Origin of the sequence: Paenarthrobacter sp. NPDC090517 (assembly GCF_044769165.1) — a bacterium.
Lineage (GTDB): Bacteria > Actinomycetota > Actinomycetes > Actinomycetales > Micrococcaceae > Arthrobacter.
In genome coordinates this window covers 170073-192827 of the sequence record NZ_JBIVXN010000005.1, presented here as the reverse complement: position 1 = coordinate 192827, position 22755 = coordinate 170073, and the positions used below count along the sequence as shown (strand labels likewise).

20 protein-coding genes are annotated in these 22755 nt (G+C 62.1%); 5 read left to right on the top strand and 15 right to left on the bottom strand.

The window, feature by feature from the left end; all coding sequences use genetic code 11:
- Together ACIQTW_RS16430 and ACIQTW_RS16425 are read right to left on the bottom strand one after the other, a co-directional pair.
- Positions 1-1308 (bottom strand): M18 family aminopeptidase, encoded by a 1308-nt coding sequence (locus tag ACIQTW_RS16430; RefSeq protein WP_402938921.1) that lies wholly within the window; start codon positions 1306-1308, stop codon positions 1-3.
- A gap of 37 nt (positions 1309-1345) precedes the next feature.
- Positions 1346-2227 carry an intradiol ring-cleavage dioxygenase gene (locus ACIQTW_RS16425; RefSeq protein ID WP_402938918.1) on the bottom strand — a complete coding sequence of 294 codons (882 nt, stop codon included), beginning with the start codon at positions 2225-2227 and terminating at the stop codon, positions 1346-1348.
- 162 nt (positions 2228-2389) lie between these two features.
- Here ACIQTW_RS16425 and ACIQTW_RS16420 point away from each other — a divergent pair, with 162 nt between their 5' ends.
- Genes ACIQTW_RS16420 through ACIQTW_RS16410 form a run of 3 tightly spaced genes read left to right on the top strand, consistent with a single transcriptional unit; the run spans position 2390 to position 4401 of the window.
- A complete protein-coding gene (locus ACIQTW_RS16420) occupies positions 2390-2833 on the top strand; it encodes a hypothetical protein (protein WP_402938915.1) in 444 nt (147 codons plus the stop codon).
- Positions 2830-3570, top strand: coding sequence for a cyclase family protein (locus ACIQTW_RS16415; protein WP_402938912.1), 741 nt, complete (start codon positions 2830-2832; stop codon positions 3568-3570). The genes ACIQTW_RS16420 and ACIQTW_RS16415 overlap by 4 nt, the downstream gene beginning before the upstream one ends.
- Positions 3571-3621: 51 nt before the next feature.
- A complete protein-coding gene (locus ACIQTW_RS16410; RefSeq protein ID WP_402938910.1) occupies positions 3622-4401 on the top strand; it encodes an IclR family transcriptional regulator in 780 nt (259 codons plus the stop codon).
- Here the strand turns inward: ACIQTW_RS16410 and ACIQTW_RS16405 are convergent.
- The 7 genes from ACIQTW_RS16405 to ACIQTW_RS16375 all read right to left on the bottom strand — a co-directional run bounded on the left by ACIQTW_RS16405 (position 4392) and on the right by ACIQTW_RS16375 (position 12366).
- Positions 4392-5168, bottom strand: a complete 777-nt coding sequence (locus ACIQTW_RS16405) for an IclR family transcriptional regulator (protein ID WP_402938907.1) — start codon at positions 5166-5168, stop codon at positions 4392-4394. The two genes, ACIQTW_RS16410 and ACIQTW_RS16405, sit on opposite strands and share 10 nt — an antisense overlap.
- 136 nt (positions 5169-5304) lie before the next feature.
- Positions 5305-6747: an amino acid permease gene (locus tag ACIQTW_RS16400; RefSeq protein WP_402938904.1), complete on the bottom strand. Its 1443-nt coding sequence runs from the start codon at positions 6745-6747 to the stop codon at positions 5305-5307.
- Positions 6748-6908: 161 nt separating this feature from the next.
- Positions 6909-7601 carry a response regulator gene (locus ACIQTW_RS16395; RefSeq protein WP_402938901.1) on the bottom strand — a complete coding sequence of 231 codons (693 nt, stop codon included), beginning with the start codon at positions 7599-7601 and terminating at the stop codon, positions 6909-6911.
- Complete coding sequence (locus ACIQTW_RS16390; protein WP_402938899.1) at positions 7598-8887, bottom strand: sensor histidine kinase; 1290 nt, start codon at positions 8885-8887, stop codon at positions 7598-7600. Before ACIQTW_RS16390 ends, ACIQTW_RS16395 begins: the two co-directional genes overlap by 4 nt.
- Before the next feature lie 26 nt (positions 8888-8913).
- Positions 8914-9765, bottom strand: coding sequence for an ABC transporter permease (locus ACIQTW_RS16385; protein WP_402938897.1), 852 nt, complete (start codon positions 9763-9765; stop codon positions 8914-8916).
- Between the two features lie 2 nt (positions 9766-9767).
- Positions 9768-10712: an ABC transporter ATP-binding protein gene (locus tag ACIQTW_RS16380; RefSeq protein ID WP_091464204.1), complete on the bottom strand. Its 945-nt coding sequence runs from the start codon at positions 10710-10712 to the stop codon at positions 9768-9770.
- Positions 10713-10863: 151 nt separating this feature from the next.
- Entirely contained in the window at positions 10864-12366 is a 1503-nt protein-coding gene (locus tag ACIQTW_RS16375) for a bifunctional phosphatase PAP2/diacylglycerol kinase family protein (RefSeq protein WP_402938895.1), read from the bottom strand.
- 55 nt (positions 12367-12421) lie between these two features.
- Between ACIQTW_RS16375 and ACIQTW_RS16370 the strand changes: the two genes are divergently transcribed.
- Positions 12422-13126 carry a phosphatase PAP2 family protein gene (locus ACIQTW_RS16370; protein WP_402938874.1) on the top strand — a complete coding sequence of 235 codons (705 nt, stop codon included), beginning with the start codon at positions 12422-12424 and terminating at the stop codon, positions 13124-13126.
- Here the strand turns inward: ACIQTW_RS16370 and ACIQTW_RS16365 are convergent.
- The 3 genes from ACIQTW_RS16365 to ACIQTW_RS16355 all read right to left on the bottom strand — a co-directional run bounded on the left by ACIQTW_RS16365 (position 13071) and on the right by ACIQTW_RS16355 (position 16860).
- The gene (locus tag ACIQTW_RS16365) at positions 13071-14258 is read right to left on the bottom strand and encodes an MFS transporter (protein ID WP_402938866.1); all 1188 of its coding nucleotides are present in this window, start codon (positions 14256-14258) and stop codon (positions 13071-13073) included. The genes ACIQTW_RS16370 and ACIQTW_RS16365 overlap by 56 nt on opposite strands.
- Positions 14255-15022 carry a DeoR/GlpR family DNA-binding transcription regulator gene (locus ACIQTW_RS16360; RefSeq protein ID WP_402938863.1) on the bottom strand — a complete coding sequence of 256 codons (768 nt, stop codon included), beginning with the start codon at positions 15020-15022 and terminating at the stop codon, positions 14255-14257. The genes ACIQTW_RS16365 and ACIQTW_RS16360 overlap by 4 nt, the downstream gene beginning before the upstream one ends.
- 155 nt (positions 15023-15177) lie before the next feature.
- On the bottom strand, positions 15178-16860 hold the full coding sequence (locus tag ACIQTW_RS16355) for an ABC-F family ATP-binding cassette domain-containing protein (RefSeq protein ID WP_091464216.1): 1683 nt from the start codon (positions 16858-16860) through the stop codon (positions 15178-15180).
- A 162-nt stretch (positions 16861-17022) separates the two neighbouring features.
- Between ACIQTW_RS16355 and ACIQTW_RS16350 the strand changes: the two genes are divergently transcribed.
- Complete coding sequence (locus tag ACIQTW_RS16350) at positions 17023-18612, top strand: serine hydrolase domain-containing protein (RefSeq protein ID WP_402938861.1); 1590 nt, start codon at positions 17023-17025, stop codon at positions 18610-18612.
- On the opposite strand, the gene ACIQTW_RS16345 is transcribed toward ACIQTW_RS16350, so the two are convergent.
- The 3 genes from ACIQTW_RS16345 to ACIQTW_RS16335 form a co-directional block, all read right to left on the bottom strand.
- On the bottom strand, positions 18596-20575 hold the full coding sequence (locus tag ACIQTW_RS16345) for a penicillin-binding transpeptidase domain-containing protein (protein WP_402938858.1): 1980 nt from the start codon (positions 20573-20575) through the stop codon (positions 18596-18598). The two genes, ACIQTW_RS16350 and ACIQTW_RS16345, sit on opposite strands and share 17 nt — an antisense overlap.
- A gap of 124 nt (positions 20576-20699) precedes the next feature.
- On the bottom strand, positions 20700-21356 hold the full coding sequence (locus tag ACIQTW_RS16340; protein ID WP_402938855.1) for a response regulator: 657 nt from the start codon (positions 21354-21356) through the stop codon (positions 20700-20702).
- Positions 21353-22633 (bottom strand): sensor histidine kinase, encoded by a 1281-nt coding sequence (locus tag ACIQTW_RS16335; protein WP_402938852.1) that lies wholly within the window; start codon positions 22631-22633, stop codon positions 21353-21355. Before ACIQTW_RS16335 ends, ACIQTW_RS16340 begins: the two co-directional genes overlap by 4 nt.
- Positions 22634-22755 lie beyond the last annotated feature (122 nt).

Here is a 22755-nt window from a genome sequence, read left to right as displayed (position 1 = left end):
CTAAGCCGCCGTTCGGAAGAACACCTCAGCTACAGTCGCCAGACTCTTCGCATCCTCCACTCCACACAGCTCGCGCGCAGAGTGCATGGACAAGAGCGGGATACCCACGTCCACCGTTCGGATGCCGAGCCGGGTAGCAGTCAGGGGCCCGATGGTGGAACCACACGGGAGATCGTTGTTGGAAACGTACTCTTGGTACGGAACGCCGGACTCATCGCAGAGCCGGGCCCACAAAGCCGCGCCCGTAGCATCTGTTGCGTAGCGCTGGTTGGCGTTGATCTTGAGCAGCGGACCCCCGTTCAGCACCGGCCTGTTGGCGGGATCGTGCTTCTCCGCGTAGTTCGGGTGGACAGCGTGGCCGGCGTCCGCAGAAACACAGAACGACGCCGCTATGGCCTGCCGCCTTTGGCTCGCCGACGCGCCGAGACCGTCGGAGATCCGCACCAGGACGTCCTCGAGGATGGGTCCACAGGCGCCGGATCGCGAGTTGGAGCCGATCTCCTCATGATCGAACGCCGCGAGGACGGCGATCGGACCCGTTGTCGGCGCAGAGGAAGCGTGCGCTAGCAGCGCGACCAGGCCCGCGTGTGTAGATGAAAGATTGTCCAAACGGCCGGATGCAAAGAACTCAGCCTTGGCCCCGAAAACTGCCGGCGCTTGCGTGTCCGCCACAACGACGTCGTAACCACCGATGTCCGCAGCATCAACCGTGATGCCTTCTACATGGGAGGCGAGCAGCCCCAAAAGGTCCTCTCCGGTGGGGTCGCCCTGGCCGAAGATGGGGTTCATATGCTGTTGCTTGGAGAGGTGAAGCCCGTTGTCGTTGACGCCGCGGTCCAAGTGGATGGCAAGCTGCGGGAAGCGAAGGAGTGGACCCGTTGCGGTCAGGTGCTGAGTGCCGTCCCGCAGCACCAATCGGCCGGCCAGCTGCAATTCACGGTCCAGCCAGGAATTGAGCAAGGGTCCGCCGTATACCTCGACCCCCGCTTGCAGCCAGCCGAATTTACCGCTGGTTGGCTTCGGCTTCAGCTTGAACGACGGCGAGTCCGTATGCGCACCAAGGATATTGAAACCAGTGGTTGGGCCTGCGTTCCCGGGGGTCACCCACGCAATGAGCGCACCGTCACGGATGATGTAGAACTTGCCTGCTCCGCCGTCCCAGGGCTGCAGTTCATCCAAGGCAGTGAAGCCTGCGGCGTCCAGCCGCCGAGCAGCCTCATGCACCGCATGGAAGCTCGACGGAGACGCGGATACGTACTCGCCCAGGTCCTTGATGTGGTCAACTGCTGCGGTTGCATTCGAAGGCATGACCCCGAGTCTAGCCCCGCTTTCGTAGCCGAACGGCCTAAACGGTCACGTTCAGCGCCGCCGTGTAACCGCCCGCGACAGAACCGGACATAGTCGCCAGCTGGTATATGCCTCCATCGTCACCAAAGACGTTGTCCGAGGTCAGGGTGGTGTTCGGGAAATTTCGGGCGCTGGACTCGTAGCCCGAACTTGCGTAAACCTCCTTGCATGCCGTCTCAGTGAGGGCTATCTGCGAGACCGCGAGCACCTGGCCAGCAGCAGTTGTGTTGCTCATGGACTCAAATACCTCAAAGTGAATATGGGGCCAGCGGCCGTTGTAGGCGCCGGGGTAGATGGTGCTGAAGGTGAGTTGCCCGTTGGCGTCGGCTTCCTGGACGCCGCGAAGGTAGTTCTCATTCTCAAGGCCCGAATCGTAAAGCGAGTACTTGCCATCTTTGTCGCAGTGCCAGGCATAAACGGCGGCACCGGCCAGAGGAGCGCAGCCGTTCGCGTTGTCCAGGAGCGTCAGCGTTACTGTTAGCGGCACGCCCTCAGCCTTGGTGACGGAAGTTCCAAAGCTGGACCTGATATCGCGACGGACCACTCCGGACGCCTCCAGCACGTTGGGGCCGTTGGAACCGTCGCCCGGGTAGGGCCCCAGAGTCTCCTCCGGGATCTCCACTCCGCATTCCGCGAAGGCGCGGGTCACCGTACTCGTAGCGGAAGGCGACGCGGCCGCCGTCGTGCCTTCTGCTGCCGCAGCGGTAGTTGGGGTCGTGCTCGACGGCGATGCACTGCCGCCTCCCGTACCCGGGGTACAGGCCGCGAGGGCTGCTGCCGTTCCGGCGCCCAAGAGGACCCCTAAACTGCGACGTCGACTCAGGAGCGTGGAGAGATCGAATTCAAGTCCACGATCGTGGTTGGGGTGAGGAGTATTCATGCATCCATCAAACGCGCCGCGCCTATGGGTTGTACATGGGGAAACTGTGCGGTGACTGTGAAGACTGACCATGGATGTGCAATATAAACATTTCAATATGCTTGTAATGCCCGTCACCTCATGGCACGATATCTCGAAGACACACTGACGGAAGGCTCCCCCATGAACATCGAACTCAAAGCGGTGCGCAAGCTTCGCATCCACTGGCCCATTGCAGCGGACACGATGACGCAACTGGCAGGAGGCGACCTCCAGGCATTGAACACGGATATGGGCATCACCTCCCTGCTGGATGCACTACAGGACACACCGGAACTGGGCGGCTTCGGTAACTATCACCACGTCTTCGAGTCTTCCGCAGGCTTCGAAGGCTTTACCGTTGCCGAAGGCGCCAACCCCACCCTGGGCACCGTAGGCCAGCGAACAATTTCACCCACGTTCGTGTTCACCACCTACTTTGACGACTCCCTGGATCAGTCCGCTGTCCAAGCCCTCGTTCAACGAATAGTCGACATCCACCCGTGGGAAGTTCCCGTCATCGAAGTCTCGGGACCACTCAGTGTTTCCAGCAGCGCCGCTCAGGTCGAAACGCGGCTGGCATCATGACCTCCCCCCTATGGCAGGACTTGGCGCCAGTTCTCCTCAACAGAACTTTCACGGACCTGACCCATGCCTTTCATCCCGGCCAGCCACACTTTCCGGCATTCCCGGACGAGGCGAGGGAAACACTCTTCGATCTGGAGAAGGGGGATGGTTTCACTGCCCACAGGTATTCGATTGTGGGTCAGTGGGGCACCCACGTGGATCCGCCGTCGCATTTTGTCCGTGGCGGACGGACCCTCGATCAGCTTCCTGTCGAGGACATGGTGTTGCCCTTGGTTGTCCTGGATATTCGCAGCCGGGTCCACACCGATCCGGATGCCACGCCGACCATGGAGGATGTCCGCCAGTGGGAAGCCCGTAACGGCGCCATCGCGCCTGGTTCATTCGTAGCCCTGCGCACGGGATGGAGCAGCCGCTGGCCGGACACCGCAGCCATGGCGAACGTCGACGACGCAGGAATAAGCCATACTCCCGGATGGTCCCGGGACGTTCTGGAGTACCTGATCGAAAAGTGCCAAATCACCGCAGTCGGCCATGAACAAACTGACACGGACCCTGGTATGGCCACCTCCCGCCAGGATTTCAGCTTGGAAACTTACCTCCTCGCCCAGGACAAATGGCAGATCGAACTTATGGCCAATTTGGATCACGTTCCTGAGGCGGGGGCCGCCCTCATTGCATCGTGGGCAAAGCCGCTTGAGGGAAGTGGCTTCCCGGCCAGGGTCTTCTCCATCCACTAAACCTGTCCGTCACTTACACCCATGCCTTAGCCGGGTGGCTAGAATCGATCCATGTCAAAGACCTCCAGCATGGGCCGCGGAATGATGGCCCTCCTTGCAGTGGGGGAACGTCATGCCGAGGGGTTCGACGGCGGCACGGTGGCTGACATCGCAGCCCGCCTGGGCAGGGACCGTAGTCAAGTGTCGCGGAGCCTTAAGGGCGCACAGCAGGAAGGCTTCCTGAGGCGTACTGGCCAGCGAGAATACAGCTTGGACTGGTCCATCCTGACGGACGCTCAATTGGTAACTGAGCAACGGCTGAAGACTGACGGCCTCACTGCGTTGGAAGGCCTTGCATCCGAAACAAACGAGGCCTGCTTTCTGGGCGTGCTCAGCGGAAACAGTACGGTTACTATCGGCGAGCAAGTTCCGGACGGCGCCAATCTGGTGGGCTCATGGCTTGGCCGCCCCTACCCCGCCTATTGCAGTGACGCCGGCCAAGCACTCCTTTGGGATGCCGACGACGCTGAGATACGGAAGGTCTTTGATGACGTGGAGTTCGTCAAGCACGGGCCCAACACGCCGGTATCCGTCGACGACTTCCTGAAACGGCTCAACAAAGCGCGCACCCGGGGCTACTCGATTGTTGATGAGGAAGCCGAGCCGGGACTCTATTCACTGGCCGCCCCGATCAGGGACTTCAAGGGGGACGTTGCAGCAGCGCTCCAGATCGTTGGGCCCAAATCACGCATCGAACCCCAACTGGAGGCATTCGCCATAGCACTCGGTTCATGGCGTGATTGGCTTGAGGTCCAGGTGAGCGGACGTGTGTCGCCCCTCAATCAACCTTGAAGAGCGAGCTCAGCCCCGCCACCCAGCCGCACTGAAGCGGACTGAAGAACCGCGGCAATCTCCGGGGCGGCGGCCTCAAGGCTTGACCGGCTTCCCAGGACGCTGAGGGCCGCCGCAATCCGCCCTCCGGTTTCACGGACAGGGACCGCCAACTCCCATACTCCGTGTTCAAACTCTTCGGCGGCCAGTACAAACCCCTGGGGTCGATCGCGTTCCATGAGTCCTGCCACCTCCGCTGCCGAATGCGCTGCAGCCGGCCCTCCGACGCCAATGAAATTGACCTCGGTGAGCAGGGACTCCAACTCAGTGACGGAGTGATCCCACAGCAACGCCCGCCCCGAACCCGTGCACCATACCGGGGTGACCATGCCGGGCTTGGCGAACCCACCCAGCACCGAGTTATTAGTGGACGAACGCAACAAGAGAACCCTTACGCCGTCGCGCACCGAGAGTCGGGCCCGCAAATCGAAAGCAGACACCAACTCCTCCAGCTCAGCACGTGACTGAAGAACCCACCCGGTATTGAGGGCGGCAGCGAGACTGAAGAACCGCGGTCCTGTCCGAAAGGGACCGCGGTCTACGCGTTCGAGCAGTCCCAGATCACACAGCTCCTGGGCCAATCGGGACACCCGGCTCTGCTCCATGTCCAGCTCCGCCGCCAGCTGCGACACTCCCAGGAGTTGGCGGCCCTGCTTCTCGCGGTCCGTTACCAAGCGAACAAGTCGAAGGCCCTGCGCCAATGACGACGCTTCTGGTGACACATCCACGAAACTGCTCCTTCCACCAAGCGTTCACGCAATTCTCACACGCGGGCGTTAGCGCCCGGGAATTGCGGCTTGCCAGCAAAACACGCTTCGCGGCCGGACAACCCGCCCGGCCGCGAAGTTTGGTGAAGGGGTCAGATCAAGCAGGCCGCTTTGCCCCGGACTTCCGGCCATACCGGAAGTGGAAGAACAGGTAGCAGGCAGCCACAAAGGGAACACCGAAGTACAGGGCGGCAATCTGGGAAGGATCAAAAGCGATACCCACCAGGGACACCAGGCAGAGGGTAAAGGCCAAGATAGGCACCAAGGGGAAAAGAGGTGCCTTGTAAGCCAGATCCGCGACGCGCCCACCATTGCGGACAAAAGCCCTGCGGTGGAAGAAATGGGATGCGGTTATGGACATCCATACAACCACCACCGCGAAGCCTGCGATGGAAACAAGGGCCAGGTAGACGGTCTCCGGTGCAGCCACACTGCTGACCAGCGACGCCAGCCCACCCACCATGCTGACGGAAAGGGCAATGAGGGGTATTCCACGCCGAGTCAGCCTCTTGAGGGCTTTGGGGGCATGCCCTTCATCTGCCAGCGAATAGAGCATGCGTGCGCACGAGAATAGGCCGCTGTTCCCGGCGGACAAAAGCGCAGTAATGATGACAAAGTTCATGATGTCCGCTGCGAAGGGGATACCGACGGAGGAAAAGACCGTCACGAAGGGGCTCTCGTCCAGTCCCACTTGGTCGAAGGGCACCGTGGCCGCGATGACTGCAATGGCGCCCACAAAGAAGATCAGGAGGCGGATGACTGTGCTGCGCATGGCCTTGGGGATGTTCTTGGCCGGATCCTTGGTTTCCCCGGCCGCTACGCCGATGAGTTCCGAGCCGGAAAAGGCATAGAAGACAGCCAGCGCAGTAACCAGGACGCCAGTAAAGCCGTTGGGGAACAGACCACCCGAGGTGTTGAAGTTTTCCAAGAGGAACGGGTGGTTGTTGGACTCCGACAATGGGTGGAAGCCGAACAGGGCAGCCCCGCCGAAGACGATCAGGGCAATGATGGCCCCCACCTTGACGATTGAGAACCAGAATTCGGATTCTCCAAAGAACTTGGAGGAAAAGGCGTTGAACCCGAACAGCATCGCGGCGAAGACGAGGCACCACACCCAGACCTCAACGTCTGGAAACCAACGCTGCATGAGCAGTCCGGAGGCTGTGAACTCAGATCCGATTGCCACGGCCCAGCAGAGCCAGTAAAGCCAAGCTGTGGTGAAGCCGGTTGCGGGACCGATGGAACGGGAAGCGTAAATGTGGAAGGCGCCGGAGACCGGGTAAGCAATGGCCAGCTCTCCGAGGCAGGCCATGACCAGGTAGACCACAAAAGCTCCCACCAGGTAGGCGATGACCGCGCCCAGGGGGCCTGCTTGGGAGATCGTGTAACCGGAGCTCAGGAACAGTCCTGAGCCGATGACGCCTCCCATCGCGATCATGATCAGGTGCCGTGGTCCCATTGACCGGCGCAGGCCGGTTTCCGCGGGATCCGGAAGGGCGTCGGACGGATAGTCCAGTTTCAGGGGTGTAGAAGATTCCATGTCTTGTCTCCGTTACGTGACAGGTGCGAACGGTGCGCCGAAATTTTCGATGGGGGAGCCGAAGCAGCGCTTGTAGTGACGAAGGTAACACAGAATTGAGCAGGATGAGCGTTAAATGCATTTATGAATGTATATAACGCACATCCCTCCGAGGCTCAGTCTCAGTAGTCCGGGTTGCTCGGCACCACGAGCCCGGTTTCGTAGGCGTAGACCACAACCTGCACCCGGTCCCGGAGGTGCAGCTTGCTCAGTATCCGGCGGACGTGAGTCTTGACTGTGGCCTCGGATAGGAAGAATTTGTGGGCGATCTCAGCGTTTGAGAGGCCCTCGGCGATAGTGGTGAGGATTTCCGTCTCCCGTGGCGTGAGCTCGTCCAAGAGTGGATCGCGGTGCGGACCCGGTGAATGACCGGGCACGACGGCGCCGCGAACGTATGTTTCCAGCAGCCGTTGGGTAACACGCGGCGCCACCACAGCATCGCCGCTGGCGACCAGCCGCACTGCGTGGACCAGCTCAGAGGGAGCTACATCCTTGAGCAGGAAAGCGGAGGCCCCGGCCTGAAGTCCGGTGAAGGCGTACTCATCAAGGTCGAAAGTGGTCAGGATGATGACCCGTGCATCGGAGCCTGAATCCGAGATCCGGCGCGTGGCTTCAATGCCGTCCATGCCGGGCATGCGTACGTCCATCAGCACGACGTCCGGTTGCAGGACCTCCACCTGGCGCACGGCCTCAATCCCATCGGAAGCCTCGCCCACAACGTGGAAGTCCTCCTGGCCTTCAAGAATGAGCCGAAAGCCCATTCGCAGCAGTGGCTGATCGTCCACCAGCAGCACTTTGATGTTGTCTTCGGTCATGATTCCCCCTTTTCGCCGTTCCAGCGGAGCTCGGCATGGACTGCCCAGCCTCCCCTCTTCCCTGGGCCGGCAGTAACGATTCCAGCATAGATTCCGGCACGTTCATTCATTCCCGCAATGCCTTGTCCGGTCCCAAGGCTGCCCACGGATTCGCTGCTGCCTTCGCGGGTTCCGCGGCCGTCGTCGAGCACGTCAATGGTGACCAAATCGCCGTCGCGGGCCACGTGCACGTCAACGCGGCTCAGCGACCGACCGTACCGCAGGACGTTGGTTAGCGACTCCTGCACGATCCTGTAGACGGTCAGTTCAAAAGCCGGGTCGGCCGGGAGGCCCGGACCCGAATGGGCATAGTGCAGCGGCAATCCGGCGGTGCGGAAACCGTCCAGGAGTTTCGCCAGGTTCTGGCCGGACTCAAGGGGCGTCAGCGGTGCCGGTCGCCCGGAATCATCCCGAAGAACCCCGAGGACCCTGCGCATATCGGCCAGTGCGGCCCTTCCGGTGCGGGACAGTTCGCCGAGGACCTCACCGGCTCGATCCGGATTCTTCTTGACCACCACGGCGGCACCGTCTGAGAGGCTGATCATGACTGTCAGCGAGTGGGCCACGACGTCGTGCATTTCGCGGGCGATCCTGTTGCGTTCGGTGACCTTGCCGAGCTGCGTGGTCCGCGCGGCCCACGCCGCGATTTCCGCTTCATGCTCCCTGCGCTGACGTACCGAGATGCCGATGCCAGTCGCCAGGAGGTTGGACAGCATGATGGATGCCGCAGTGGCGATGTTGTTGATGAGGTGGAAGTTCTCCGGGACGTCCTGCAAGTTGTCCATCTGGCTGGGGCTCGTCCACATGAACAAGTAGAGAAGGCTCAGCGGCAGGCTGGCTGCGGCGAAAACCACCAGCGTCAGCGCACGCTTCCTCAGGGACGCCACGGCATAGAGCGCAAACCAAAGACCCGCAGAAACGTTCGAGCCCCACGGGTTCAGGATGGTGGCCGCGATTTCCAGAAGCGCGACGGCGAGCACCACCTGAAGCGGAAATTGCCGCCTGAAGATCAACGCGATGGCGATCAACAGCAGGATTGCGACCACGAGCCACTTGCCATCGATGATCGAGGTAATGATGGTGGGCAGCGCCAACAGAAGGTAGCAAAGGATCACCACGGCATCCATGGCCCGAGGGCGCTTGTAGAAGTAGCGTCGGATCCTGCCCCTGCGGCGCTGGGTGATTTCAGCGAAGGACGCGTCGGCCGTAGTGGCCGACGCGTCCTTCAGCTGCGAAACTTCAGTCATGGATTGAGCCTAGACGGCAACCCGTCCTAGACGTCCCGCTTCTTGAGCAGGATCATGGCCAGGGCCACCGGCACAACCACCCAGGCGCCCAAGACCAGCGCAGCCTGCCACGCTTCCAGCGTGTCCGGGACGTGCTCGACGGCGGTCATCGGAGTGATGGTGCTGGTGGGAAGGTACTTGTTGGCTTCCTTGAAGAAGTCGCCCGGAATGAGCTGGAAAGCAATAGGTGCAACGAACAGGAGTCCCACCAGGCTCATGATGCCGCCGGCCGAGTTGCGGACGATTGTTCCCAGGGCCATGCCAATGGCTGCCACAGCTGCAACGTAGAGGCTGTTGACCAGGAGGAGCTTGATGGACTGTGAGCTTCCCAGATCCAGCTTGAGGTCGTAGGTATCAACGATAGGTAGCGACACCAGGCCGGCGATGTAGATGGACACTGCTGTCAGCAGGAAGGCGCTGACCATGACCACAATGAGTTTGGCCAGGAACGGCGACAGCCTCTTGGGAACGGCGGCAAACGTTGAGCGCGCCATGCCGGTGGTGAACTCGGAGCTCATGAGCAGGACGCCCAAGGAACCGAGGATCAGCTGGGCGAACGAGATACCCGACGTAGGGATGCTGACTGCCAGGTCCCCGCCTTGGGCAGCCATGGCGGCTGCCACTTCGGGATCGGCAGCGGCTTGCTCCGCAAACTGTCCTGTTCCCCAGGCCGAGAGAGCTGCGAAGCCAACCATGACCAGTGCCGTGGAGGCCAGAAGGATCAGAGTGGACATCAAGGTGCGGAACTTGATGAATTCCGAGTTGAGTACACGGTGGAACGCCGGTCCGGGACCGACGGAGTTACGGATGGACTTGCGGTCCAAGGTAGTGGTGCTCATGTTTATTTCCCTCCGACCTGAGCGGGAACCGAGGCCCCGGTGGTGATGTGCGAGTGGTATTCGACCTCGTCCTTGGTGAGTTCCATGTAAGCCTCTTCAAGGCTTGCCTGGAGCGGGGTCAGCTCGTAGACCATGACCTGGTTCTCCAAGGCGGTGCGTGCGATGCCTCGGGGATCCAGCCCTGAAACCTCCAGCAGTTCGCGTTCGTGGACCTCCACGGAGACACCGGTTCCGGCGAGGAGCTGCATGAGGCGTTCCGGCTGATCAGTGCGGACTCGGGTGCGTGCTTGGCCCTTGCCGGTGATGATTTCGGCGATGGGCGCGTCGGCGATGATCCTGCCTCGACCGATCACAATCAGGTGGTCTGCCGTCAGCGCCATCTCACTCATGAGGTGGCTGGACAGGAAAACAGTGCGTCCTTCCGAGGCAAGGTACTTGACGAGGTTGCGAACCCAGACCACGCCTTCAGGATCGAGGCCGTTGACCGGCTCGTCCAGGATGATGGTCTGCGGATCACCCAGCAGCGCGGCGGCAATGCCGAGGCGCTGACCCATTCCGAGCGAGAATCCCTTGACCTTCTTCTTGGCAACGTCGCCCAGGCCGGTCATCTCGATGACTTCACGAACCCGGCTCTTGGGGATGCTGTGCGTCGCCGCCATGGCAAGAAGGTGGTTGTAAGCAGTGCGGCTAGTGTGGACAGCCTTGGCGTCCAGAAGGGCACCAATCTCGCGCAGCGGCGCCTTGTGCTGGGCGAAGGGCTCACCGTTCACGGTTACAGAGCCCGACGTAGGAGCGTCCAGTCCCATGATCATGCGCATCGTGGTTGACTTGCCGGCACCGTTCGGGCCCAGGAAGCCCGTCACCCGTCCGGCTTGGACAGTGAAATTGACGCCGCCAACGGCGGTCTTCTCGCCGTAGACCTTGGTCAGGCCTTTTGCTTCGATCATGGAAGCGTTCCCCTCCTCGGAGCACATGAGTGTGCAAGTGAGTTTTGAATGTACCTACAACGCTACTCACGGAGGGGCGCTAAATCGCCTGTCTCAGGGATGATTCAGGGTTCAGTCAGGGTAGTCCTCGCGGATGACCCTCGCGACCAACTCAGTCCGCCGGCAGAGGCGAGTACACGGTGAGCTCGCGGGGTTTCACAGTGAACATGGCACCGCGGACCCCCGGCTTCGGCTCCCCGTCAACGGCCAGGACCAATGGTTGCCCCATAGCCTCTACCGTGATGGTGGTGGCCTCGGTCAAGTGGGTGACTTTGGAGGCGGCAACGGTGCCGGTCACTACCGCCCAGAGCAGTCGCGCCCGGGCGAACGGCTCGTCCGCAGTGATCATGCGCAGATCGAAGACACCGTCGTCCAGCACCGGCCTGCGAAGGGGTGCGTGGTCGCTGGGATAAAACCTGCCCCTGCCAAGGTAGAGGATCCAAAGCTTGTGCTTAACCCCGTCCACCAGGAGTGTGGTGGGGGAGTTAACGCCGAACGTACGCAGTGATGCCACCAAGCCGGCCAGAGGTTTACCCATGGCAGGCTGGAGCCGCTCCCGCCGCCTCACCAAGTTGGGATACACGCCTACGCTGGCGGTGTTCAGCATGGCCAACTCCGTGGTTTCCGGTGTCTCAGGAAGGCCCCGCTGCACCACCACGTGTCCCAGGTCGACGGACGCAGCATGTCCTTTGGTCACAGCGTCGATCGCGTCGTCGATCGAGCTGGTGCCAAGGTCGCGTGCAAAGTGGTTGAGGGTTCCGCCGGGCAGCACCAGGAGGGGCAGTGAATGCTCGACGGCGGCCGCCGCGGCTGTGCCAACCGTTCCGTCACCGCCCCAGACACCGAGCGCAACGGTGCCTGGCCGGGTTGCGACTGCTTCGATCTCGGCAGCTACATCTTCGCCTTCTGCTATTTCATGTATATAAGCCTTGGGGAATATAACTTTCAGCAACTCGGCGGTCTCCGGTGAGTAAGAACCACCCAGGACGTTGACCGCGATACCCAGCCCTTCGCCGTCGGAAATTGCCGGCGCCTCCGCAGGGGTCCGCCGGGGAGTCGGTTCGGGCGGCCTAGCTGGCCACCACTTGCGGGTCAGGAGTGCTGCTCCCGCGCCGAGAGCGGAACCGAACACCACATCTGAAGGCCAATGGGCACCCGTGTGCACACGCGAGTAAGCAACACCCGCAGCGATGGGAGCCAACAAGGCGCCCAGAGTCGGAGAGACAATGCCGGCGCCTACCGCAAAAGCCACGGCAGACGCGGAATGACCTGACGGCATGGACGAACTGATCGGCTGGGGGTGCACGAAACGAAAGATGGGCAAATGCTCGGGCAGCGGACGGGTGCGGGGCAGTGCCGTTTTGAAAACCAGATTGGTAACCCCTGAAGCAACACCCAGGGCGAGAAGGCCGTGCAGGGCTGCCCTGCGGGGCTTTCCGGGGAACGTGGCCATGATCCCTGCGATACCGAACCAGAGTTTGCCTTTGGTGGCGGCAGCAGAGAGTTCACGGAAGAACACATCGTGATCACCTTGGGGCTGACGCGACACAGCCCGGACCAGGAAATGGTCGAACCTTGCAACCCGTTTGGGGCCTTTGCCCAAGAAGCCTCGCATCCCACCACACTAACGCGGGCCGGTGCCGCCAAGCTGCCGTAGCTACCATGAATGAATGATTCGTGTTCTCCATCCGCGTCAACCTCCCAGCTGGCAGTTGGTCACGCCCGGAGTCCTCCTGCTGAGTGCGTTCGCAGTTCCCGGGGTGCTGATTATGGCCGGACAAGGCGAGCCTGCTTTCAACAGCGTGGACACCACCTGGCAGGCCTACGCATTCAGCCTGCATTCACCCTTCTGGGATGCCGTGAACCTGGTCCTCAACTGGGCCGGCTATGCGGGGATGCTGGCCTTCCATGTGGTGCTCGCGATTTCGCTCGTCATTTGGCAGCGGCCCAGGGCTGCGGTCTTCGCTGCCGTGAGCGGCATCACCGTGCTGGCGCTGACACAGCTTGCCAAAGCTGTGGTGGGTCGGGACAGGCCGGAAGGTGCCAGGGTCTTATCTGACACAGGTTCATACCCCTCGGGGCATGTCTCTGCGACAACTGCCTTCCTGCTGGTGCTTTCCATACTGATGGGACGTTGGTGGATGGCACTGATAGCGGGCGTCGGTGTCATCGCCATGATGATCAGCCGTACCTATCTTTCGGCTCATTGGTTAAGCGATGTACTGGGCGGTGCCTGTCTCGCCGCCGGCATTGTCCTGCTGATGTGGTGGCGTTTTCGCGATACATGCATCAAAGAGAATGCTCAAGCGGACGGACAGACTATTTGGGCGGCAAGGGCTTCGCAACGCCGGCAAGCAGCAGGGCAAGCAAAATAGGCGCTCCGATGGCCAGCAAGGCCAGGTGGATTCCGGTGTGGTCGCCCAAGTAGCCCAGGAGTGGCGGACCAGCCAGGAACGCCACGTAGCCGATAGTGGAAACCACTGACACGCGGGCAGCTGCATGCTTGGGATCGTCCGCAGCAGCCGACATTCCCATGGGGAAGGCCAACGCCGCACCGATGCCCCAGAGCGCTGCACCAACGCCGGCCAGGATCACATTGCCGGCGAACACAAACAAGGCCAAGCCCAATGCGGCTGCCGCCATGCTGGCCCGGAGTACGTTCACTCTTCCAAACTTGTCGATCGCCTTGCCGCCCAGGAAGCGCATCACGGTCATGGCCAGGACGAAGAGAGCGAATAGCAACGCGCCGGTAGATTCCGACGCGCCTAGCCCGTCCACAGCGGCCTTCGCGATCCAGTCGTTGCCTGCGCCTTCGGTGAGCGTGGCACCCAGGACCACGACGCCGATAAGCAACGTCCTGCCATCCCGCCAAGCCGCGGGGCCCTTCTCACCCGGCACGCCGCCGTCGTAAATTTCTTCCACTTCATGCGGCAGGAAGTACTTGGGGACCGTCAGCGCCAAGACGACGGCGATGGCCGCGATGACCAACAAGTGCTCCGGCAACCCGACACCCAGTTGGGAGAGACCCGCGCCGATGAGCGCGCCCAGGAACGCTCCCCCACTGAAGGCAGCATGGAACTGCGGCATGATGGTGCGCTTAAGCCTGTGCTCGACGTCCGCGCCCTCGATGTTTTGGGCCACATCCCATAGGCCGATACCGATGCCGAAGAAGAATAGGGCAACCGCCGTACCAGGCACGGAGGCTGCCATCAGGGAGAAGGCTATGGCCGCTCCCGCAGCGCCCGCCACGATCCCGGCCACCCGGACCGTATTGGCTGTACCGATCGTGCCCACCACCCATCCGGCTGATGGAAGCGCCAACAAAGACCCGACCGCGGTGCACAGCAACAGAGTGCCCATCTGGCCGGACGTCAGGCTGAGTGCCTCGGTCACGGCAGGGATGCGGGCAGCCCAGCTGGCGAAGACCAAACCGTTCATGCCGAAGATCAGGAACGTCGCCACCGCAGCGGCGTTGACGTTGGTGGTGCTTCTGGTGTTGGTGGTCATGCAATCACAACTTCCACGGAGAGTTTGTTGAGCCGGGCAAGATCTTCGGGGGATGGTTCCTGGTCTGTCACGATGACGGCCACGGTGTCCATGGCTGCAACGAGCGCCAGCGCGTTGGCATTCCATTTGCTTTTTGAGGCGGCCACCACCACCCTCGTTGCAGATTCCAGGCCTGCGCGCTTGACGGCGGCGTCCTCTAGGTCGTGGGCCAGCAGGCCGTCCTTGAGGTTCAGTGCGCACGGAGTTACGACGGCGGTGTCGAACCTCAGCGAGCGAACGTTGGCTTCAGTCATGGGCCCCCTGAACGACTGTTCCCCTGGGGTGAGTCGGCCACCAGGCAGAATGAGTTCCGGAGCGTGGCCACCCTTATTGCCTGTCAGGGCCTCGACACCATGCAGGGACATGGGCATGACCGTGAGTCCCCGGGTGCTCAGGCGCCGTGCGATCTCCGTCGCCGTTGATCCACTGTCCAGCCACACGTGCTCGCGGTCCTTGATCAGCTGGTCTACCGCCGACGCGATCCGGACCTTGGCTTCCCGGTCTTCCAATTCGCGCTGCCCGTAGCCGGGGTTGTCTCCGCGGGCAAGCAAGCTGCGGGCACCGCCGTGGATGCGCTTCAGCACGCCGTTGGCTGCAAGGATTTCGAGGTCCCGTCGGACGGTAGCCCCGGAGGCTCCCGTGGCTTGGACGAGTTCATCCACCGTGGCTTCTTCGCGTGTGCGCAACAGCTCGCCAATGAGCCGGTGGCGGTCAGCTGTTCCCATGTTTCAACCGTAGCAAGGTTTGCTCAGTTAATCATCCGGCATGATCATTTGCTCAAAAACGCTCTCTCACATCGAACGGCCTAAAGCGAAACGCTCTCGCAGCAGGTGCAAGAGCGTTCGCGGAATACCACTGGAATGTGAGAGAGCGTCCGGGGTCAGCGGGCCCGCTCTACCCTCTTCTCGTCCCAAACAGGTTCCTCGGACTCGTAGACCTTGCCATCCGAGCCGAAGATCATGAAGCGGTCGAAGGACTTGGCGAACCAGCGGTCGTGGGTTACTGCCAGGACGGTGCCTTCGAAAGCGTCGATTGCCCGCTCCAGAGCCTCGCCCGAGTGCAGGTCCAGGTTGTCCGTGGGCTCGTCAAGCAGCAGCAGGGTGGCGCCGGAGAGTTGCAGGAGCAGGATCTGGAACCTTGCCTGCTGGCCGCCGGACAAGGACTCGTACTTCTGCTCCGACTGGCCAGCCAGCCCATAGGAGTCCAAGGCTCCGGCCGCGGCCTCGCGGGGGAGGCCCGAGCGGTGTTCGTCGCCACGGTGCAGGATCTCCAGCAATGTGCGGCCCAACAGATCCGGGCGAACATGTGTCTGCGCAAAGAAGCCGGGCCGGATACGGGCCCCAAGCTTCACGGTGCCCTCGTGCGGCACTTCGGCGATCACGACGTCGGACACCGGCAGGTGCTCGCGCTCCGGGTCGGTGCCACCGGTGGCAAGGAGCCGCAGGAAGTGGCTCTTGCCTGAACCGTTGGATCCGAGCACACCAACGCGATCGCCAAACCAGATCTCGGTGGAGAACGGCTTCATGAGCCCCGTCAGTTCGAGCTTCTCGGCCACCACAGCACGCTTGGCCGTCCGCCCACCCTTAAGGCGCATCTTGACGTTTTGCTCAATTGGCAAGGCTTCGGGCGGCCCGGCTTCGAGGAACTTGGCCAAGCGGGTTTGCGCTGCTTGGTACCGGTTGGCCATGTCAGAGCGGAAGGCAGCCTTGTTCTTGTACATGTTCACGAGTTCCTTGAGCTTGATGTGCTCCTCGTCCCAGCGCTTGCGAAGCTCCTCGAAGCGGGCGTTACGGTCCGCGCGAGCCTCGACGTAGGATCCGAAGCCACCGCCATGAATCCACGCCCCGGCACCGTTGATGCCCGGTTCAAGCGTGACGATGCGCCCAGCAGCGTTGTTAAGCAGCTCACGGTCGTGGCTGATGAACAGCACGGTTTTCTTGGACTCGTTGAGCTTCCCCTCCAGCCAACGTTTGCCGGGGACGTCCAGGTAGTTGTCCGGCTCGTCGAGCAGCAGGAGCTCATCCGGACCCGCAAACAGGGCTTCGAGCACCAAGCGCTTCTGCTCACCACCGGACAACGTGGAGGCTCGGCGGAACTGTGCCTTGTCAAAGGAAATTCCAAGCGCTGCCATGCAGACTTCGTCCCAGACGGTCTCTACGTCGTACCCGCCGGCGTCTCCCCAGTCCACGATCGCCTGCGCGTACTTCATCTGCGTGGGCTCGTCATCGTGCTCCATCATGGCGAGCTCGGCGTCCTCCACGGCCTTCGCAGCAGCGGCGAGGCCGGCTTGTGCCGTGGAAACCAGGAGGTCCCGGACGGTCGATTCGTCACGGACCTGACCAACGAACTGCCGCATGATGCCCATGTTTCCGGAACGGCCCACCACACCTTCGTCGGGAGTGAGATCGCCGGAAATGATCTTGAACAGGGTGGTCTTGCCCGTTCCATTGGGTCCGATGAGCGCCGTCTTGGTGCCATCGGGGACCTTGAAAGTCACCCCGTTGAGCAGCTGGGTGCCGTCGGAGAGGAAGTAGTCGATGCCGGAAACGTCAATATGGGCCACGTTTCAATACTCCCACGGCGCCGTAATAGTGCCCGACGGCGATACCCGACTTTTGGTACGCGAGGGGAGTTACGTCCTGCTGGCGGTGCATGGTTTTCTTCTGTCCCCCTCCGCCGCGTAGCGCTACCGTGAAGAGACAATCAGCCCAGGGCAGGTGATGGCATGCAAATAGGTTCCCGGTCATCGCGAAGCTTTCTCGCTTGCTTGCTGGCCGCCACTCTTCTGGGAGGCCTTGGCCCGCCGGCAGCCGGCAAAGCCACAATCCCGGCAGCGGATGCAGACATCACCGGATCGGCCTATGGGGCCTTGGACACCTTCCTCCAGGATCAGCTTGAGACGCTGGGGGTTCCTGGTGCCGCCATCGTGGTTGTCCAGCACGGTGTCCAAGTGCATTCGGCTGCGTTTGGCCGCGCCGACGACTCGGGAAGGCCCATGACCGCTCAGACGCCGGTGCTCCTGGCGTCCACCACCAAGTCACTCACAGCAATTGCCGTGATGCAGCAGGTTGAGGCGGGCAGGCTGGAGTTGGATGAGCCTATTCAGACGTACTTGCCGTGGTTTGGGTTGAAGGACAGCCGCGCGTCCGCGATCACAGTCCGCCACCTGCTACACCAAACCAGCGGAATGGCTTCAGCGGGTACGGCGTTTGAAGGCAGCGACACCCAAGGTCCCGAAGCCTTGGAAGAAGGTGTCCGTGCACTATCCGACGCCCCTCTGGCCAGGTCGCCTGGCGAAGCATTCGGGTATGCCAACGCAAACTACAACATTCTGGGCCTCCTGGTCCAAACGGTCTCAGGCCAGCCTTTCGGCGATTACGTGAGGCAGCACGTCTTCGAACCCTTGGACATGATCCACAGCCACCCGACACAGAGTGCTGCCCGCGCTGACAATGTGGCCGCCGGGTATTCGCTGTGGTTTGGCTCGTTGTGGCGTCCGACAGATGCGCCTGCGCCAGCCACAGGCATGCCGTCCACCACCATGTACGCCTCCGCCGAGGACTTGGGTCACGAGCTCAGGGCACTGCTGGGCCAAGGGCGGTACGGCGACGCCCGCATCCTCCAGCCGAACAGCGTGAACGCGATGTTTGAGTCCCGCGTGCAGGTGGACGGCTCCAAGGGGTACGGCATGGCGTGGTTCACCCGTCCACTTGTGGAGTCAACAGATCCTTCCAGGCAGCCACCTGACCGGGAATTGCCGCTGCTGCTGGAACATCAGGGCGAGTGGGGCAACTCGCACACGTACCTTGCAATGATTCCTGCTTCCGGAATTGGTGTCGCGTTGGTTATGAACGCCAATGACACCTCTGCACCCTCACGACTGAAGGCCGTGGATACCAATATCCTGCGGATCCTTCACGGACATCCCCCAGCGCCCACGGTTGTGCAAGAGGACTGGCTGCAGCGCTACAGCTGGGCCGTCGCACTGGCATTGCTGCTCGCGGAGTTGCTCAGTTTGTGGCTGGCACTTTCCATCCTGCTCCGGGGCCGCACATCACCCCGGATGTGGAAGCCACTCACCTTGGTGTTCAGCGCGCTTGTCTTGGATGCGTTCGCACTATGGTTGTGCTTCGTTTATGCACCCGGCAGGTTTGAAACGAACCTGACCGTCATCGTCCGCCAATTTCCCGACGTCGGATTTTTCCTGGTGCCGGTCCTGGCTTTGGCCCTTCTCTGGCCTATCCCACGAACGGCCCTGTTGCTCTGGAAGGTGCGGACGACCCCACACACAAGTGGGGTCAGCCCGCCGCAGTAAGGAAGGACTTCAGCAGGGGACCGCTGGTGGTGGCACCCAGACCGCCTTCTTCCACGAATACGGCAACTGCCAGATCTCCATGCGTTGCGACGATCCACGCATGCGTCTTGGGCGGGTTGTCGTTGCCAAACTCTGCGGTACCGGTCTTGGCGCCTACTGGCGTCCCGGGGACTTCTGCAAGGAATCCAGCGTGTCCGGAGGTCACCACGGCCCTCATCATGTCTGAGAGCGCAGCGGCTTCTTCCTTGGTGATCGGCTTGGTGGACGCCGGTGATACGGGAACGGCGCTTGCTGAAGCGGACGACGGCGATGCGGTGCCACTTTCGGTGGGCGTGGCACTGGCGCTGGGGTTCTGGGCGGCGTCGGGGTTCAACACCAGCTGAGGAGAAACGGGCACGCCGTTGGCGACGGAAGCAGCCATGACCGCGGCCGACAGCGGGGAAAAGAGCACCTTGCCTTGGCCAATCATGGAAGCAGCATGCTCAGTACCTTCGGCAGCGCCAGGAACCGAACCCAGAAACGCGTCAGCGCCAAGCTTGGGAGCTTCAACCGCTATGCCAAGGGCCTGGGCCGCGGATTCGAGCTGGTCCTGGCTGACGGCATCACGGGCGTTGATGAAGGCAGTGTTGCAGGAGTGTGCGAATGCGTCCCTCAGGGTCACCGAACCAAGGGAGCTTTCCGGATAGCCTTCGGCATTTTTGAACGTGCGGCCGTCCACAGTCAGCGTTGAGGGGCACTCAACCTTCGAGTCCGGTGTGGCGCCATTCCGGAACATGGCCAGGGAATCGACGATCTTGAACGTGGAACCTGGCGCATACTGACCAAGCAAAGCCGTGTTGTACCCGTTACTGCCGGGTCCCGACGCAGCAGCTAGCACAGCTCCGGTGGACGGCTTCAGGGCAACAATCGCGGATGCCGGCCCAACACCGGCCAGTGTCTCTTCGGCCAGCTGCTGGAGTTTCAGGTCAAGGGTGGTTTTGAGCGTAGTGCCGGGGGACGGGAGAGACGAGAAGAACACCTTGGTTTCGGGCGTCTCGCCTTCAGACTTCTCCTCGGACGTGGCAAGAACTTCCACGCCGTCTTTGCCTCGCAGTAATGAGTCGTACTTCTGCTGCAGGCCGCCGGTACCCGTGGTGTCGCCGGCACGCAGTGCACCGTTGGAGTTTTCAATCTGTTCGGCACTGGCTTGGCCAACGCTGCCCAACAAGGCACGGGCAAAGGTCCGGGTGGGAGCCAGAGCCATGGAGTCCAGAATGCTCGAACCACCCGGAATGGCCTCGATTTTGGCTTCGGTGATTTCCGCCGTGTAGGCGCGCAGTACGATGCCCTCGACGAAAGCCTGCGGGCCTGAAGCGGCAACCTGCTTGGCGTACTCTTCAGCGTCCAGCCCCAGCAGCGCCGCCATGGCACGGGCAGAGGCGTCGGCTTGCTCTGCCGGAACCTTGGTTTTGTCGATGCCCACGCGGAAGACGGGACGGTCCTCAACGATCGGAGCATCGCCGGCACCGAGGATCTGACCGCGTTGGGCGGGGACGGTTTTGACCGACAGGGTTTCACCCTCGGAGAGTTCCGGAGCCAGGAGTGCGGGGGTCCATTGGACAGCCCACTTGTCGCCGGACTTCTTCAGCGTGGCCTCGGAACTGTACTCCCACTTTGCCGAGCCGATGTTCCAGCTGTAGTTAAGGGGAAAAGTGGCGATGTCGCCGTCGAGCTTGACGTCACCGGACGCAACCTCCGGCTTGGCACCGAGTCCTTCGAACACGGCCTTGAGTTGATCGTTGGCCGCGGCAGCGTCCTTGCCTTCAACGGCGAGCTGGCCGACGTCGAGCGCGGCCAAAGAGGAGGCCAGCTGCTTGGCTGCTCCTTCCGCACCGGCGCGGCCGTCATCGCAGGCGGTCAATGAACCAGCCATCACCAGTGATACGAGACCAAGGACAAGACGATGTTTTTTCAATTTCCCCATTTGCGACATTATGCCCGGTTCCCCTGACAGTTTCTTGTCCCGGCCAGCAGACGGACGAAGCCGGGCCAAGGAGCTCACGTAAACCTGGCACCCCTTACCCAACTGCGACCCAGTTGGGCGAGAGTTAGCGCCCGCGGATGATCCGCCGCTGAGTCGCAACGGCAATGGCCGCCGTTCGGTTGTCGACACCAAGCTTCGAGTAGATGTGCACCAAGTGCGTCTTCACCGTGGCCTCGGAAATGAAGAGTTGCTTGGCAATGGCACGGTTGCTCATACCCGTCGCCAAAAGCTCCAACAGCTGGACTTCCCGGGAGCTCAACGCCGGCGAAGGGTTTCTGATGCGGCCCATGAGCCGCGCCGCAACTTCGGGTGCCAGTGCGGTTTGCCCGGCAGCTGCGGACAACACAGCCTGGCGGACCTGATCCGGCGGGGCGTCCTTCAACATGTAGCCGCTGGCACCGGCCTCCACTGCGGCGAGGATGTCGGCGTCGGTGTCGTAAGTCGTCAGAATCAGCACCGGTGGCGGGGGAGTCCCGGCCTCGCCTGCCTTGATCTTTTTCGTAGCCGTCACGCCGTCCATGCCACTGCCCATTTGCAGATCCATGAGCACCAGGTCCACGGGCTCGCCAAGGGTCTGCAGCCTGCTGAGTTCCACCAGGGCAGCGTCACCATTCGCCGCTTCGGCCACCACCGTGACACCCGGAAAGTCGGCGAGCATTGACCGCAGCCCCGCCCGAACCACCGGGTGGTCGTCCACCAGCAAGACACGGATATCACTCATGCAGCACCTTCATCTCCCGGCAGCGGCACTCGTATCGCAACCACTGTCCCTTCACCGGGTGCCGACTCAATCTCCAAGCGGCCGTCCAGCGCGGCCAGCCGTTCCCGCAAGCTCTGTAGTCCGACGCCGGTCCCATCGCCACGCGCTGTACCCGCCGCCGTCGACGGTTCGAAACCAACGCCGTCGTCGAAAACATCCAAGGTCACCTCATGGCCGAGGAAGGACAGGGTCACGACGGCGGTGCGTGCGTGGGCGTGCGCCCACACGTTCGCGAGGGAAGCCTGGGCGGCCCGGAGCAGAGTGGTCTGGTACGTGTTCGGCAGTTCCGTAGGCGTCCCCACCAGCTCGAAGCGGCAGCGCAACGCGGACCCCCGTGCAGCGGCCTCGGTTTCCGTTTTCCCACAGAGTCGGCTGAGGGAGTCCACGAGTCCCGACTCCGCAAGATCAGGCGAACGCAAACCGCGAACAAAGCTGCGCGCCTCGGCCAGATTGGCAGATGCCGTATCCTGTACCGTCCGCAACCGCTCCTTTGCAGCGGTGGTGTCGCCATCGTCCAATGCTTTCTCCGCGGACCTGCCCATCAGGACGATGCTTGAGAAGCCTTGGGCCAGGGTGTCGTGGATTTCCCGGGCCAGCCGTTCACGCTCAGCCAGCGTGCCGGCGTCGTGCTGGGTTCGCGCAAGTTCTGCGCGTGTTCTGCGAAGCTCGTCAGCAACAGTGCGCTGGTTTTCGGCTTCGAGGAACAAGGCACGGTAGGCCAGCCCTGTGACCACCGCGAAGACGGCCCCGAGAACCGGTCCCAGGATCATAGCCAGCTGGGGGCCGCCGTCGGATGCCCCCCGGCTGTGGAACCACAAAGTGCCCACCAGAAGAGCCGTGCTCACCGCAATCGCAGGGAGTGCCAAACGCCGGGGAAGCAGGTGCAACTGCAGGAAAAACAGAGGGAAGGCCACCCATGCGAAGTCGCTGCTGACCAGGAGCAGCAGCAGCCAAGCGAGCATCACCGCGCCCAGCCACCACCGCGCGTAGGGTGTGGGATTGAAGCGCGTCGGGTCACTTGCATAACGCTTCTCCAGTAGCGTGCCACTGAGGTACACCAGTGCCAGGATGGCCGAAAGCCCCAGCCCAGCGGCCACTGCCAGAGCCGACGGCGCCCCGCTGGTTCCCATTCCGGTCAGCAAGCGGACAACGGCCACCAGCAACAGAACCGCGAAACCGACATGCAGGCTCACCCGCAGCACACGGAGGATTGTGGCGGCGCCAGCGGGAGACTGCATGCATCCCAGCGTATCCCCGACATTCCTCGCCGAACCTGCGTTTCCGCGCCCTGAAGCCGGAATCAACCATTCGATTGATCGTCAGCTCAACCCCACGATGCCAGCCAATCCATCCGGTTCCC

Bases quoted from the DNA above. Each gene is read 5' to 3' on its own strand.
- ACIQTW_RS16335 (WP_402938852.1), bottom strand. From the start codon at position 22,633: ATGCAGTCTCCCGCTGGCGCCGCCACAATCCTCCGTGTGCTGCGGGTG.
- ACIQTW_RS16375 (WP_402938895.1), bottom strand. From the start codon at position 12,366: ATGCGAGGCTTCTTGGGCAAAGGCCCCAAACGGGTTGCAAGGTTCGAC.
- ACIQTW_RS16430 (WP_402938921.1), bottom strand. From the start codon at position 1,308: ATGCCTTCGAATGCAACCGCAGCAGTTGACCACATCAAGGACCTGGGC.
- ACIQTW_RS16420 (WP_402938915.1), top strand. From the start codon at position 2,390: ATGAACATCGAACTCAAAGCGGTGCGCAAGCTTCGCATCCACTGGCCC.
- ACIQTW_RS16345 (WP_402938858.1), bottom strand. From the start codon at position 20,575: ATGGGGAAATTGAAAAAACATCGTCTTGTCCTTGGTCTCGTATCACTG.
- ACIQTW_RS16380 (WP_091464204.1), bottom strand. From the start codon at position 10,712: ATGATCGAAGCAAAAGGCCTGACCAAGGTCTACGGCGAGAAGACCGCC.
- ACIQTW_RS16400 (WP_402938904.1), bottom strand. From the start codon at position 6,747: ATGGAATCTTCTACACCCCTGAAACTGGACTATCCGTCCGACGCCCTT.
- ACIQTW_RS16425 (WP_402938918.1), bottom strand. From the start codon at position 2,227: ATGAATACTCCTCACCCCAACCACGATCGTGGACTTGAATTCGATCTC.
- ACIQTW_RS16360 (WP_402938863.1), bottom strand. From the start codon at position 15,022: ATGGGAACAGCTGACCGCCACCGGCTCATTGGCGAGCTGTTGCGCACA.
- ACIQTW_RS16340 (WP_402938855.1), bottom strand. From the start codon at position 21,356: ATGAGTGATATCCGTGTCTTGCTGGTGGACGACCACCCGGTGGTTCGG.
- ACIQTW_RS16365 (WP_402938866.1), bottom strand. From the start codon at position 14,258: ATGACCACCAACACCAGAAGCACCACCAACGTCAACGCCGCTGCGGTG.
- ACIQTW_RS16370 (WP_402938874.1), top strand. From the start codon at position 12,422: ATGATTCGTGTTCTCCATCCGCGTCAACCTCCCAGCTGGCAGTTGGTC.
- ACIQTW_RS16350 (WP_402938861.1), top strand. From the start codon at position 17,023: ATGCAAATAGGTTCCCGGTCATCGCGAAGCTTTCTCGCTTGCTTGCTG.
- ACIQTW_RS16415 (WP_402938912.1), top strand. From the start codon at position 2,830: ATGACCTCCCCCCTATGGCAGGACTTGGCGCCAGTTCTCCTCAACAGA.
- ACIQTW_RS16395 (WP_402938901.1), bottom strand. From the start codon at position 7,601: ATGACCGAAGACAACATCAAAGTGCTGCTGGTGGACGATCAGCCACTG.
- ACIQTW_RS16390 (WP_402938899.1), bottom strand. From the start codon at position 8,887: ATGACTGAAGTTTCGCAGCTGAAGGACGCGTCGGCCACTACGGCCGAC.
- ACIQTW_RS16385 (WP_402938897.1), bottom strand. From the start codon at position 9,765: ATGAGCACCACTACCTTGGACCGCAAGTCCATCCGTAACTCCGTCGGT.
- ACIQTW_RS16410 (WP_402938910.1), top strand. From the start codon at position 3,622: ATGTCAAAGACCTCCAGCATGGGCCGCGGAATGATGGCCCTCCTTGCA.